The sequence below is a fragment of the Streptomyces sp. NPDC054841 genome, from assembly GCF_053611045.1.
The window spans coordinates 23,358-37,642 of the sequence record NZ_JBSGZO010000037.1; the positions used below are offsets into that span (position 1 = coordinate 23,358).

Here is a 14,285-nt window from a genome sequence, read left to right on the forward strand (position 1 = left end):
AAGAGTGTCCCGGATTGCGGCAATAGCTGTCCGGCTGTGCGGGACGTGTCGGGTGAGGATGGTCCGTACGGACTCGATATGAGGGGGAGCGTGCCCCGTGCGGGCCGGTGACAACCGCCCCGCACGCGACATGGCATGTGCCGGAATCACGCACCCATGGGCGCGGACCGCGGCACGGACTCCTCCGGCGCGACGCTCTGCGCCACGACGGCGTTCGGTACGGAGTCCTTGGGCGAGGCGGCCTTCGGGACGGCGTCCTTCGGCACGGCCTCCTTGCGCAGCCGGAACCAGTAGAAGCCGTGCCCCGCCAGCGTCAGCAGATACGGCCACTCACCGATCGCCGGGAACCGCACCCCGCCGATCAGTTCCACCGGATGACGGCCGTTGAAGCTCCGCAGATCCAGCTCCGTCGGCTGCGCGAACCGCGAGAAGTTGTTCACGCACAGCACCAGATCGTCCATTCCGTCCTCCGTCGAGGGAGCCTCGCGCAGGAACGCCAGCACCGCCGGATTGGACGACGGCAGTTCGGTGTACGAGCCCAGCCCGAACGCCCGGTTCTGCTTACGGATCTCGATCATCCGCCGGGTCCAGTGCAGCAGCGACGACGGAGAGGCCATCGACGCCTCGACATTGGTGACCTGGTAGCCGTAGACCGGATCCATGATGGTCGGCAGATACAGCCGGCCGGGATCGCACGACGAGAAACCGGCGTTGCGGTCCGGGGTCCACTGCATCGGCGTGCGTACCGCGTCCCGGTCCCCCAGCCAGATGTTGTCGCCCATCCCGATCTCGTCGCCGTAGTACAGGATCGGCGAGCCGGGCAGCGACAGCAGCAGCGCCGTGAACAGCTCGATCTGGTTGCGGTCGTTGTCGAGCAACGGCGCGAGTCGCCGCCGGATGCCGATGTTGGCGCGCATCCGCGGATCCTTGGCGTACTCCGCGTACATGTAGTCGCGCTCCTCGTCGGTGACCATTTCGAGGGTCAGCTCGTCGTGGTTGCGCAGGAAGATGCCCCACTGGCAGTTCTCCGGGATCTCCGGGGTCTTGGCCAGGATTTCGGAGACCGGGTAGCGGGATTCCCGCCGTACCGCCATGAAGATGCGCGGCATCACCGGGAAGTGGAACGCCATATGGCATTCGTCGCCGCCCGCCGTGAAGTCGCCGAAGTAGTCCACGACGTCCTCGGGCCACTGATTGGCCTCGGCCAGCAGCACCGTGTCGGGGTAGTGGGCGTCGATCTCCTTGCGGACCCGCTTGAGGAACTCGTGGGTCGCCGACAGGTTTTCGCAGTTGGTGCCCTCCTCCTGGTAGAGGTAGGGCACGGCGTCCAGCCGGAAGCCGTCGATGCCGAGGTCCAGCCAGAAGCGCAGCGCGGAGACGATCTCCTCCTGCACCGCCGGGTTCTCGTAGTTGAGATCCGGCTGGTGCGAGAAGAAGCGGTGCCAGTAGTACTGCTTGCGGACCGGGTCGAAGGTCCAGTTGGAGGTCTCCGTGTCGACGAAGATGATCCGCGCGTCCTGGTACTGCTTGTCGTTGTCGGCCCAGACGTAGTAGTCCCCGTACGGTCCCTTCGGATCCTTGCGGGACTCCTGGAACCACGGGTGCTGGTCGCTGGTGTGGTTCATGACGAAGTCGATGATCACCCGCATGCCGCGCTGGTGGGCGGCGTCGACGAACTCGACGAAATCGGCGAGGTCGCCGAACTCGGGCAGTACGGACGTGTAGTCCGCAACGTCATAACCACCGTCGCGCAGCGGGGACTTGAAGAACGGCGGCAGCCACAGACAGTCGACGCCCAGCCACTGGAGATAGTCGAGTTTGGCGGTGATGCCCTTGAGGTCGCCGACTCCGTCGCCGTTGCTGTCCTGGAAGGACCGTACGAGCACTTCGTAGAAGACGGCGCGCTTGAACCAGTCGGGATCACGGTCCTTGGCGGGCGTGTCCTCGAAGGTGTCGTGGACGGGCTCGTTGACGATCATGATGTGGGTGACCCTCCGATCGGCGGGGACGGTCGCAGGACCACGATGTGCGCAGGCATGACGCCCGGCTCGAGGCGCACATAGGCAGCCCTGCCCCAGTGATAGGTCTCGCCGGTGAGCTCGTCGCGCACCGGTACGGTCTCGTGCCAGTCGAGGCCGAGCTCCGGCATGTCAAACGAGACCGTCGCCTCCTGGGTGTGGTGGGGGTCGAGATTGACGACCACCAGAACGATGTTCGAACCGGATCGCTTGCTGTAAACGATGACCGCGTCGTTGTCGGCGTGGTGGAAGTGGAGATTCCGCAGCTGCTGCAGGGCCGGATGGCGGCGGCGCACCCGGTTGAGTGCGGTGATGAGGGGGGCGATGCTGCGCCCCTCCAGCTCCGCCGACTCCCAGTCCCGAGGCCGCAGTTGGTACTTCTCGGAGTCCAGGTACTCCTCGCTGCCCGGCCGCAGCGGGGTGTTCTCGCACAGCTCGTACCCGGCGTACATGCCCCAGGTGGGGGAGAGCGTCGCGGCGAGCACCGCACGCGCCTCGAAGGCCGGGCGCCCGCCGTCCTGGAGACAGGCGTGCAGGATGTCCGGGGTGTTCACGAACAGGTTGGGCCGCATGTACGCGGCGGCCTCGCCGGACAGCTCGGTCAGATACTCGGTCAGCTCCTGCTTGGTGTTGCGCCAGGTGAAGTACGTGTACGACTGCTGGAAGCCGACCGCGGCGAGCGTGTGCATCATCGCGGGGCGGGTGAAGGCCTCGGCCAGGAAGATCACGTCGGGGTCGGTGCGGTTGATCTCACCGATGACCTGTTCCCAGAAGACCACCGGTTTGGTGTGCGGATTGTCGACGCGGAAGATCCGCACACCGTGCTCCATCCAGTGACGCAGCACCCGCAGGGCCTCCTTGACCAGCCCCTTCATGTCCTGGTCGAAGGCGATCGGATAGATGTCCTGGTATTTCTTCGGCGGGTTCTCGGCGTAGGCGATGGTGCCGTCGGCGCGATGGCGGAACCACTCGGGGTGCTTCTCCACCCACGGGTGGTCCGGGGAGCACTGCAGCGCGAAGTCGAGGGCGACCTCCATCCGCAGATCGCGGGCGCAGCGGACGAACTCGTCGAAGTCCTCCAGGGTGCCGAGGTCCGGGTGGACCGCGTCATGGCCGCCCTCGGGCGAACCGATCGCCCAGGGCACGCCGACGTCGTGCCGGCCCGCCTTGAGCGCGTTGTTGGGGCCCTTGCGGAAGGTGGTGCCGATGGGGTGGATCGGCGGCAGGTAGACCACGTCGAAGCCCATCGCGGCGATGGCGGGCAGCCGCTGCGCCGCGGTCCTGAAGGTCCCGGAGACCGGCTTGCCGCGTTTGACCGTGGCGCCCTCGGAGCGCGGGAAGAACTCGTACCAGGAGCCGAACAGCGCACGGGTGCGCTCCACCTGGAGCGGCAACGCGGGCGAGGCGGTGACCAGTTCGCGCAGCGGATGACGGGAGAGCGCGGCCACCGCCGCCGGGTCGAGCGCCGCGGCCAGCCGCGCCCCGGCGGAGCGGCTCTCGTCGCGCAGCGCGTCCGCCGCGGCGAGCACCGCCTCCCGGCCGTCCTTCTTCGGTACGCCCGCGGCGGCGCGCTCGTACAGCTCGGCGCCCTCGGCGAGCACCGGCGCGGTGTCGATCCCGGCCGGGATCTTGATCCCGGCGTGGTGGCGCCAGGTCGCCACCGGGTCGCTCCAGGCCTCGACGAAGTAGGTCCACTGCCCCTCGGCGTCCGGGGTCACGTCGGCGCCCCAGCGGTCGGTGCCGGGCGCGAGTTCACGCATCGGTGTCCAGGGGCCCTGCCGGCCGCCGGGGTCGCGCAGGACGACATTGGCGGCGACCGCGTCATGGCCTTCGCGGAAAACCGTCGCGCTGATCTGGAAGGTCTCGCCGGCCACGGCTTTCGCGGGCCTTCTGCCGCAGTCGACGAGCGGGCGTACGTCCAGGACGGGAATGCGGCCAATCAGCGGGTTCACGGCATCACCTGGGGGCTGTGCGGGCATGGCGGGGCGAGCGGGCGGGTCCGCTGCGCGGGGTGTGGGAGTTCTTTGTAACTGCTCCGTCGACGACTGGCGGGCTGCGGGCATGGCCGCTCCTGTCCGCGTTCACTCGAATGGAAGGGTCGCGAGCGCGCTCCGGTGCGTACCGGGGGAGCCTTCCCACGCACTTCGGGTCCGCAATCCGGTGGTTCGTTAACTACTAGGGCGTAGGCGGCGAGGCAAGGTTGCGGGGCGCCCGGAACTGATTACGGGGCGGCCGGAAGTGTTCTTGCCGGGGGTCCGGGGGTCGTCCCCCCGGGGGGTGGGGCACTGCTAGGGCGTAGGCGGCGAGGCAAGGTTGCGGGGCGCCCGGAAGTGTCTTCGCCGGGGCCGGGCGACGCGGCCGGGCATCGGCCGAAGGAGGCACGGTCCGATGCGCCCTCCTCGCGCCGTGGTTGGGGACGGGGCGACACCGTTACGGTCGAAGGGTTGGGCGGGCGCACACCGTTGTGCGTCCCCGGATGAACCTCCGCTTCGAAGGTGGGACCCGTGAAGGCCATTCGTCGATTCACCGTCCGCCCCGTCCTCCCCGAACCCCTCGCTCCGCTCAGCGACCTGGCCCGCAATCTGCGCTGGTCCTGGCATCCGCAGACCCGGGAGCTGTTCCGCGCCGTCGACCCCGCCGGGTGGCGGGTGGCGGCCGGCGACCCGGTGCGGCTGCTCGGCTCCGTGTCCGCGGGACGGCTCGCGGCGCTCGCCACCGACCCGGACTTCCTGTTCCGGGTCTCGGAAACCGCCCGCGATCTCGACGACTACCTGGGCGGGCGCCGCTGGTACCAGGAACAGTCCGGCGACGGGGAACCGCTGCCCGCCGCCGTCGCCTACTTCTCGCCCGAATTCGGGATCACCGCCGCGCTGCCGCAGTACTCGGGCGGCCTCGGGATACTCGCCGGTGACCACCTCAAGGCCGCCAGTGACCTCGGCGTCCCCCTGATCGGTGTCGGGCTCCTCTACCGGCACGGATACTTCCGCCAGTCCCTGTCACGCGACGGCTGGCAGCAGGAGCACTATCCGGTCCTCGACCCCGACGAGCTGCCGCTGACCCTGCTCCGGGAGCCCGACGGCACCCCCGCCGTGATCGCCCTCGCCCTGCCCGGCGGCCGGTCGCTGCGCGCCCGCGTCTGGCACGCCCAGGTCGGCCGCGTACCGCTGCTGCTGCTCGACTCGGACGTCGAGGAGAACGCGCCGGGGGAGCGGGACGTCACCGACCGGCTGTACGGCGGGGGCAGCGAGCACCGGCTGCTGCAGGAGATGCTGCTCGGGATCGGCGGGGTGCGTGCGGTTCGAACGTACTGCCGGATCAGCGGCCATCCCGAGCCCGAGATCTTCCACACCAACGAGGGCCACGCCGGATTCCAGGGTCTCGAACGGATCCGTGAACTCATGCCGTTCGGTCTGGACTTCGACGCCGCGCTCGAAGCGGTCAGGGCGGGGACGGTGTTCACCACGCACACGCCCGTTCCGGCGGGGATCGACCGGTTCGACCGCGAGCTGGTCGCCCGCCACTTCGGCGACGACGGCGAGCTGCCGGGTGTCGACCCCGGTCGGGTGCTGCGGCTCGGCATGGAGAGCTACCCGGGCGGCGAGCCCAACCTGTTCAACATGGCGGTGATGGGGCTGAGGCTCGCCCAGCGCGCCAACGGTGTCTCGACGCTGCACGGCGCCGTCAGCCGCGGCATGTTCGCCGGCCTGTGGTCGGGCTTCGACCCGTCGGAGGTGCCCATCACCTCCATCACCAACGGTGTGCACGCCCCGACGTGGGTGGCGCCCGAGGTGCTGTGTCTCGGGGACACCGTCGTCCACACTCCGGGCGCCGATCTCTGGGAGCTGCGCCGGGTGCTGCGCGAACAGCTCGTGGGGGAAGTACGCCGACGGCTGCACGCGTCCTGGCGCCAGCGCGGCGCGGACACCGCGGAGCTGGGCTGGATCGACGGGGTGCTGGACCCCGACGTCCTCACCATCGGCTTCGCCCGCCGCGTCCCCGCGTACAAGCGGCTCACGCTGATGCTGCGCGACCGCGACCGGCTGATGGAACTGCTGCTGCACCCGACCCGGCCGGTGCAGATCGTCGTCGCGGGCAAGGCCCATCCGGCGGACGACGGCGGCAAGCGGCTGATCCAGGAGCTGGTGCGGTTCGCGGACGACCCGCGGGTGCGTCATCGGATCGTCTTCCTGCCGGACTACGGCATGGCGATGGCGCGGAAGCTCTACCCGGGCTGCGACGTCTGGCTCAACAACCCGCTGCGGCCGCTGGAGGCGTGCGGCACGAGCGGAATGAAGGCCGCCCTCAACGGCTGCCTCAACCTCTCGGTGCTCGACGGCTGGTGGGACGAGTGGTACGAACCCGACTTCGGCTGGGCAGTCCCCACCGCCGACGGTAGTGCCGCCCACGACGACGAACGCCGCGACGATCTGGAGGCCGCCGCCCTGTACGGGCTGATCGAGGAGCGCATCGCACCGCTCTTCTACGACCGGGACGGTGACGGACTGCCGGGCCGCTGGGTCGAGATGGTCCGCCGCACGCTCACCACGCTCGGCCCGAAGGTCCTGGCGGACCGCATGGTGCGCGAGTACGTGGACCGGCTGTACGCACCCGCCGCCCGCGCCCACCGATCCCTCGCTCTGGACGCGGACGCCGCCACGGAGCTGGCGGCGTGGAAGTCCCGGGTGCGCGCGGCCTGGCCCGGTGTCTCGGTCGGCCATGTCGAGGCGGGTACGGCCCTGGGCACGGTGGAACTGGGCTCCACGCTCGCCCTGCGCGTGTGCGTGGCCCTCGGCGAACTCCAGCCGGAGGACGTGGAGGTGCAGGCGGTGGCGGGCCGGGTCGACGCCGACGACGCGATCGCCGATGCCCAGACCTTTCCGCTGAAACCGGTGGGCGGCGGCCCCGACGCGGCGGGCCGCCGGGTGTACGAGGGCCCGCTCGCGCTCGACCGCACCGGTCCGTTCGGCTACACGGTGCGTGTGCTGCCCACCCATCGGCTGCTCGCCTCCGGCGCCGACCTGGGGCTGGTCGCGCTGCCTACGGAGGCGACGGGTGAAGGGGCGGGAGTGCTGATGCGCTGACCCCGGCGCCCAGTGGGCGGGGATTGACGTGTACACGGAATGGCCTTAGGTTCCACGGCCAGTGTCACGTTCATACCCCCGCCCACTGTCTATGTGGATGAACGGAAGGCTCCCGTCATGCGCAAGAGAACCGGCGTCGCTCTCCTGGGCTTCGGCCTCACCCTCTCCGCCGCCCTCCTCATGGCCCCCACTGCCGCCGCAGGGCCTGGAGCGGCCGCCGCACCCGCCCCCGTACAGGCCGCCGCACCTGCTCGGTTCACCCACCCCGGCGTGCTCGTCAGCAAGCCCCAGCTCGACTTCGTCCGCGGAAAGGTGCAGGCCGGCGCGCAGCCCTGGAAGGTCGCGTACGACCAGATGCTCGGCAGCAAGTACGGCTCGCTCACCCGCACCCCCAAGCCGCGCGCGGTCGTCGAATGCGGCTCGTACTCCAATCCCGACTACGGCTGCTCCGACGAGCGCGAGGACGCGATCGCCGCTTACAGCCAGGCCCTGGCCTGGTACATCACACGCGACGACCGCCACGCGAAGAAGGCCATCGAGCTGATGGACGCCTGGTCCGGAGTCATCAAGGACCACACCAACAGCAACGCCCCGCTCCAGTCCGGCTGGGCCGGCTCGGTCTGGCCCCGGGCCGCCGAGATCATCAAGTACACCTACACCGGCAGCTGGCCGAACGCGGGACGCTTCGCGACCATGCTGCGCGACGTCTACCTCCCCGAGGTCATCAACGGGAAGCCGAACAGCAACGGCAACTGGGAACTGATCATGATGGAGGCGGCGCAGGGCATCGCCATCCATCTGGAGGACAGGGCGAGCTACGACAAGGCGATGTCCATCTACAACGGCCGCGTCCCCGCCTACGTCTATCTGACGAGCGACGGCTCACAGCCGAAGTACCCGCCGCGCAGCTCCATCGACACCACCTCGGAGCTCATCGACTACTGGCACGGCCAGTCGGCCTTCTCGGACGGGCTCGCCCAGGAGACCTGCCGCGACTTCGGCCACACCGGCTACGGCGTCGCGTCCATCTCCCATGTCGCGGAGACCAGCCGCATCCAGGGCCAGGACATCTTCCCCCAGATCAAGGACCGGCTGCGGCACATGCTCGGCTTCCACACGAAGTACGAGAACGGCGCGTCCGTACCGTCGTCGCTGTGCGGCGGCAGTCTGAAGCTGGGCCTCGGACCCGTGACGGAGGTCGGCTACAACGCGCTGAACACTCGTATGGGCATCGCCATGAACAACACCAAGCAGTACACGGAGTCCCACCGGCCGCAGGGCACCGAGAACCACTACGTGGCGTGGGAGACGCTGACGCACGCGCAGAACCCGAACTGACACGCTCAGGCGCGGGCCCGGTCGCTACGGGGACGCGAAGTCGGGGCCGTACTGTGCCCGCGCCGCCGCCTTGATCCTGGCGATGTGGCTGCCGAAGTCGGCCCGGCAAAAGCCCGTGACGTGCGTGTAGTCGTACGTGGCGGTGAACGCGAACGGCTTGACCACCCACCCGGGCGTGGGTGCGTCGCTCCTGTGACCGGTCTTGAACGGCATCGAGGTGAAGTTGCGCCGCTTGAGGTAGCACGAATTCGTGATCCCGAGCGTCAGATCGACCCACCGACGCGCGATCAGGGCAAAGGCCGCCCGCGTTCCGGCGGCCGACTGCGCGTTCAGCGAGGCGAGCAGTGCGGTCAGCTGTCGCTCGGCCTCCGGGACGAAGGCCCCGCCGGCGAGGATCGCGCGTCGGGCGACCACCGTGCCGAGGAAGTTGGAGCACAGGTCCTCGGGCGAGAACGACGAGTTGTGCAGACCGGGAATGGTGGGGCCGCAGGATCCTGCGCCCATGGGGTACGTGGCGATCTCGTGTCCCAATGCGTCGTCGAAGGCGATCGACCGGGCCACCTCCATCCACTCCGCCGGCGGCACCGCGCTGGTCAGCGTGGCCTCGCCCTCGGCGGTACGGATCTTCGTGCCGGCGGTGCCGCTCGCCCGGTGGATCTCCTGATAGGCGAATGCCGTGCCGTCGCAGACGTCCCACAGGTGGGCCAGGTCGATGAACCCGGCTCTGCCGGTGTAGACGATGCCCGGCTTGCCGGAGCCGTGCACTCCGGGGGCGCTCGCGCCGGTGAGGAAGCCGGGCGACAGCATGCAGCACGTCCGCAGGACCGGAGGTCCGGGGAGCGCCGGGCCCGGTGGGGCGGGGGCAACGAACGAAGGGCGTCGCGGCGGAGGCGGGGCGACGATTCCGGAAGACTGCTCGGCGGCGGCGTAAGTCGCGTCGGGCTGCCCCTGCACGGAACTCGCCGTGCCGTACGCCGGGTCGGTCGCCGTCGGAGCGGGCGGCGGCACCGGCACCTCCGCCTCGTACGCATCGGTGGTTTCGGCGCGCGGTGCCGACGTCCACAGGTCCTGCGGGCCACCGGGACGAAGCATGTCAGCCTCGCTCTGCGCCGCTTCCTCGCCGATCCACTCGGCCAGTTGCTCCACCGCCTCCGGCGTGACGGCCGACCGCCCGCACACCGCCCGCCATGCGGCGGCCACGCGGAAGGAGGCCAGTACGCCGGACTGCAGTGCCCCCTCCATGTAGCCGAAGAACCCCGGCGAGGCCTGCTCGCCTGCGAAGAACAACCGGCCCTGGTAGGCGCTGCTCAGGTTCTTCGCGATGGTGGTGACCTGGCCCGGGGCGGGCACCGCGTAACCGGTGCAGACGAACGGCTCGTTCGGCCAGTCGACCAGTTTCGACTTCTTCAGATGGGCGGCGTAGCCCGGGTAGAGCTTCTCCATCCGGTCCTTGTAGAGCGGTGTGCTGAGGACGAACGATCCGCCCGAATAGACGGACAGGTCGAAGCCCTTCGCCGGCTTCGGCTGTTTGTCGGTGCCCTCCCAGACGCTGCCCAGCCAGTCCCAGAGCGCGCTCGGCGCCAGTCCCTTCGCGGTCCAGAAGTCGCTGTCGAAGGCGCTGAGGAACTTGACCGCCGGGCCGTGCTGGATGATGTAGTCGGCCGGGACGAAAGGTGTGGGACCGCTGACCGTCGGCCATACGAACGGAGAGCCGGCAAGAATGGCGAAGTCGAAATCAGCGGTCGAGGCCGCCCCGCCGGAGCCACCGGAGGTGTACGTCACCCGCACGCCGCTCTTCCGCACCTCGACCGCGGTCACCGGGCTGTTGAGCCGGACGTCCTTCAGGGTTCTCGCGAGCGCGGTGGCGAGCTGGTCGTTGCCGCCCTCGCAGCGGTCGGTCTCGGTGCGGTTCCAGTAGGCCAGCATGTCGCCGGCCATCGAGTGCGCCTTCACCGCGGCCAGGTACCCGAGGTAGCTCTGCTTGTTCAGTGCAACGCACTGGTCGTTCTCGGTGATGAACTCGAAGTAGTGCCGGGCCAGGGAGGAGGCCTGACCGAACATGTCCGGGTCGTTCAACCGGTCCTCGAGCGAGATGGCGTCCAGCTTGGCGGCGTTCTTGCTGGTCCACGGACGCAACGCGTCGACCGCCCTCGCCTCCGCGCCGATCCTGCGAAGCACCGGTTTCAGGTCGGACTCGATCTGCTTCTGCTCGGCATCCGTCAGATCGGTCATACCGAATCTCAACCGGACCTTGAGCCCCTTGCGCTTGTACTCGTCCTTCGTGGTGACCTTGGTCAGCGTCAGTTTGAAGGCACGGGCGAGGGCGATCCACGCCCAATGGTTCTCTCCGATCAACTCGGCGCCCGCCTCGACCACCTTGCCCGGCACGAGCGACCGGTCCGTGCGCACCCGGCCCCCCAGCCGCTCGGTGGCCTCGAACACGGTGACCTGGGCCCCGCCGGTGGCCAGTGACCAGGCGGCCATCAGCCCCGCCAAGCCGCCGCCGACCACCGCCACCCGCAGATTGGACAGCGCGCACGGGTCCACGTATCCGGGCAGCGAAGCCTCGGAAGGTGTCTCCCACGCGTCGAGTCCGGGGCGGTCCACGGCAACGGGGTCGCCGTCGCCGTACGTACGTGGGCTGCTCCGGTCGCCGGCCGGGCCGCCGGGCATCACGGCGGCGACCGCACGGTCCGCCCTCAGATAGCCGCTGCCCAGCCGGCGCGCGTCGGCGCCCGGCATCGGCGGGTCGCAGCTCGCCAGGAGCGCCCGGCGGGTCTCTTCGATGGGCAGCGGCCGGCCGGCGGCCTGGAACATCAGTGCCACCGTGCCGGTCACCGCCGGCGCCGCCATGCTCGTGCCGGACATCCGAACGTACGCCGGTCCCCGCTCACTTGTGTCGGGATGTGAGCGGGCGCCGAGCACGCGCACGCCAGGAGCGACAAGATCGGGTTTCTGCCGCCCGTCGCGGGTCGGACCGGAGGAGGAGAACAATCCCGGCGGCCGGTCCGGGCGGTGCGCCTCATACGCGCCAACTGCGATGGTACGGAGCCCGTTGACGATGGTGCCGAGCGTGGTGGTGGTGTCCACGTCGGAGTCGTCGAAGTGCGTCTGGCAGCGCCGGCACCCGGCATCCCGCTCGATCCAGGCGTGTACCCGGCCATCCACCACGTCGTCCGCATGCAGCGTGATGTGCCAGCCGTCGACCGCGGGGTCCGGGTCGAGGAACAGGCTGATCTGGTGGTCGCCGTTGTTGGGGTCGTGCGCCCGGTGGTAGATCCGGCCCACCTCACGCCCGTTGATGCCGATCACCCCGTTGTCGCCGAGCGGCACCACGGCCCGGTGCGCTCCGTCGGCGCTGACCACCTCGACGGTCAGCCGGTCGCGGCCCGGATACCAGATGTCGACCTCGTTCGAGGTGAGGTCGGCCGGATCCACCGCGACCCGGAAGGTCCGTTCTTCTCCCGGGCGCAACCTCCAGGCGGCGTGGGCACGGCGCTCGAAGTAGTTGCCGCAGGACTGGACGATGGCCCTGCCGGGCGCCGTACTGACCAGATGGTCCAGGGCCTGCTCCAGCAGCAGCCGCCCCGTGTGTTCGCCGGCCTGTCGGCCCAGACTGAGATTGATCACGCAGGACCGGTCCCCTGCGGTGTCGAAGATCATCGCGCAGGCGTCCAGCAGATCACCCGAACTGCCGAGGGGAACAACCGCATTGCCGGGCCGTCTGCTCAGGCTGACCGCCAGAAGGTCCGCCTCGGGCGCCAGGCCCGGCGGCCCGCCCGCCAGACCGTTGCCCGCGGCGACGCTCAACGTGTGGGTGCCGTGCGCGCCCGTTCCGGAGTCGAAGTCGGCGGGGTGGTAGCCCAGCGCCCCGTACGGGTCGGGCTGCGCGAGCGCGGCGTCGATGTGCGCGGCGGTGAACAGCCGTCCTACCCCGTTGGGGGTGGCCGGGCCGGGGCTCGCCGGGTCCGCCGGGCGCTGGTCCCACAGGGCCAGCAGCCTGGTGCGGCCGTCGGGCCGGCGGAAGTCGGGGTGCGCGAAGTCGAAGCCCCAGTCGACCACGCCGACGACGACGCCCCTACCGGTCTCTTCGAGGTCCGGTCGTGCGTGGTCCACGAACGGCTCGCCCCCGGCTGCCTCGGTGTCGATCGAGGGCGGCTCGACGTCCGGTGTGTACAGACGCGGGGCCTTGACGCTCACCGTGGCCGGGTCGGCCCACAGACCGGCGATGTTCCGGCGGCGCACCCGCACGGTGGCGATGTCACCGAAGGTGTTGACGACCCGCACCGTGGCCGGGGGCCGGTCCGGGTCGCGCAGCCGCAGGATGACGCCGACCTCGTCATCGGGGTCGCCGCGGCGGGACAGCTCGTGCAGCGCCGGATCCATGGGCGGCCCCTCCGCTCACGGCGTCTTGCCGGACACCTTGCCGGCGATCTGGTCGAGCTTCTTGACCAGGGCGTCGTACCGTGCCTTGGCGGAGGTCTCGGCCTCCAGCTTGGCGACCGCTTTGGTCAGTTCATCCAGCTTCTTCGCCAGATCAGGCAGGGGTTTCGGGGTGGGCGGCGTGGTGATCACATGCAGAGTCACCACCGAGCCCTTCGGCCGGACACCGCCGACGGGCGGTTCGTGGCTGAAGACGTCGCCCGCTTTGCCCTCTGCGACGATCTCCCGCACCTGCGGCGTCAGCCCGAAGTCCCTGAGCTTCTTCTCGGCCTCCGCGCGGGTCTTGCCCACCACATCGGGCACGCCCACGCCGCCGTCCGGACCGGCATCGTTGCCGAATGTCAACGCAGCCATCTCCGCCTCACTTCTTGGTCAGCATGGACAGCAGGACCAGGTTGGTGACCATGTCGCCGCCGAGCCCGCTCCCGTGCGACTCGTTGCCGCCGGTCAAGCCCGGCATGAGCAGCAGGAACGGCAGGAAGTCGCCGATCTTGCTCTGCGACTGGGTGACCACCTTGACCGACTTGCCGTCGGCGTCGGCGTCCACGGTCTCCTGAGTGAGCATCGGCAGCAGCAGGGCGAGCATTTTCGTCTGCTGCAGGTCGGCCCGGATCACGTCGGAGCCCTTCTTCTGCTCGCCGGACTCCTTGCGGAGTGTGGTGGCGAGCTTGGCCTGGTCGGTGGCGAGCGTGTTGGTCCGCGACTCCAGCGACTTGACCGCGGCGGCCAGGGTCTCGATCTTGCTGTCCAGGTTGCGAGCGGTGGACTGCACCTGGCCCTGGCTGGCCGGCACGGGCGTATGTCTCGGGGCGAAGCTGCTGCGGCGGCTCGGTGTGCGCACCGTCTGACGGCGGTACGGTGTGCGTTCCTCGAAGTCCTCGTACTCGGCGCCGTCCAGCAGCGTGCCGATTTCGTCGTACTCAGTCATGGGTTGTCCCTTCGCGCATCGACGGTGGGTCGGTGGTGACGGTCGAACGGTCCCGCCGGTGCATGCGGGCGTGCATGACGACGGCTGGGCGGACCAGCCGGTCGAAGAGTTCGGGCTCGGGCGTGGTGAAGCCGGGCGCGCCCCGCCCGCGGCACCACCAACATGTTTCGTCCGCGCCGAAGCACGCGGGGCACGCGCCGAGCGCGGCGGCCACGTCGTCGAGCAGACCGTGCGCCGCGTCCAGCTGAGCCGCCAGCCCGGCGAGCCGACGGCGTACGTCCTCGGCGTCGGCGGGCTCGCGGTGTCCGGAGAGCCGACGTGCCTCTCCCTCGGACCGTAGTTCGTCCTGTTCGGCCTCGGCCAGGTCGCGCTCCAGCTGCGCCTCGCGCCGGCTGAGCAACTGGGCGAGCTGCTGGTCGGATCCGGCCAGGCCGGCCAGGCCGGCCAGGCCTTCCGTGTCTGTGGCCGCTCCGGGGA

The 14,285-nt window shown here is 69.9% G+C and carries 8 protein-coding genes; 2 read left to right on the plus strand and 6 right to left on the minus strand.

Translation table 11 applies throughout. From position 1 onward, the window contains the following. Positions 1–146 precede the first annotated feature (146 nt). Positions 147–1,979, minus strand: a complete 1,833-nt coding sequence (gene treS, locus ACWGI8_RS08325; RefSeq protein WP_453659325.1) for a maltose alpha-D-glucosyltransferase — start codon at positions 1,977–1,979, stop codon at positions 147–149. Next, positions 1,976–3,961 carry an alpha-1,4-glucan--maltose-1-phosphate maltosyltransferase gene (locus ACWGI8_RS08330; RefSeq protein WP_453659334.1) on the minus strand — a complete coding sequence of 662 codons (1,986 nt, stop codon included), beginning with the start codon at positions 3,959–3,961 and terminating at the stop codon, positions 1,976–1,978. The genes treS and ACWGI8_RS08330 overlap by 4 nt, the downstream gene beginning before the upstream one ends. A gap of 561 nt (positions 3,962–4,522) precedes the next feature. Here ACWGI8_RS08330 and glgP point away from each other — a divergent pair. Then, entirely contained in the window at positions 4,523–7,099 is a 2,577-nt protein-coding gene (glgP, locus tag ACWGI8_RS08335; RefSeq protein WP_453659326.1) for an alpha-glucan family phosphorylase, read from the plus strand. Between the two features lie 117 nt (positions 7,100–7,216). Continuing rightward, a complete protein-coding gene (locus tag ACWGI8_RS08340; RefSeq protein WP_453659327.1) occupies positions 7,217–8,437 on the plus strand; it encodes an alginate lyase family protein in 1,221 nt (406 codons plus the stop codon). Between the two features lie 24 nt (positions 8,438–8,461). Here the strand turns inward: ACWGI8_RS08340 and ACWGI8_RS08345 are convergent, their stop codons facing one another. The 4 genes from ACWGI8_RS08345 to ACWGI8_RS08360 form a co-directional block, all read right to left on the minus strand. Then, positions 8,462–12,823, minus strand: a complete 4,362-nt coding sequence (locus tag ACWGI8_RS08345) for an FAD-dependent oxidoreductase (RefSeq protein ID WP_453659328.1) — start codon at positions 12,821–12,823, stop codon at positions 8,462–8,464. Between the two features lie 15 nt (positions 12,824–12,838). Beyond that, positions 12,839–13,234: a PASTA domain-containing protein gene (locus ACWGI8_RS08350; RefSeq protein WP_453659329.1), complete on the minus strand. Its 396-nt coding sequence runs from the start codon at positions 13,232–13,234 to the stop codon at positions 12,839–12,841. Positions 13,235–13,241: 7 nt separating this feature from the next. Continuing rightward, a complete protein-coding gene (locus tag ACWGI8_RS08355) occupies positions 13,242–13,808 on the minus strand; it encodes a hypothetical protein (RefSeq protein ID WP_453659330.1) in 567 nt (188 codons plus the stop codon). Then, positions 13,801–14,285: hypothetical protein (locus ACWGI8_RS08360; protein ID WP_453659331.1), on the minus strand; the 485-nt coding region annotated here is incomplete at its 5' end. The genes ACWGI8_RS08360 and ACWGI8_RS08355, both read right to left, overlap by 8 nt.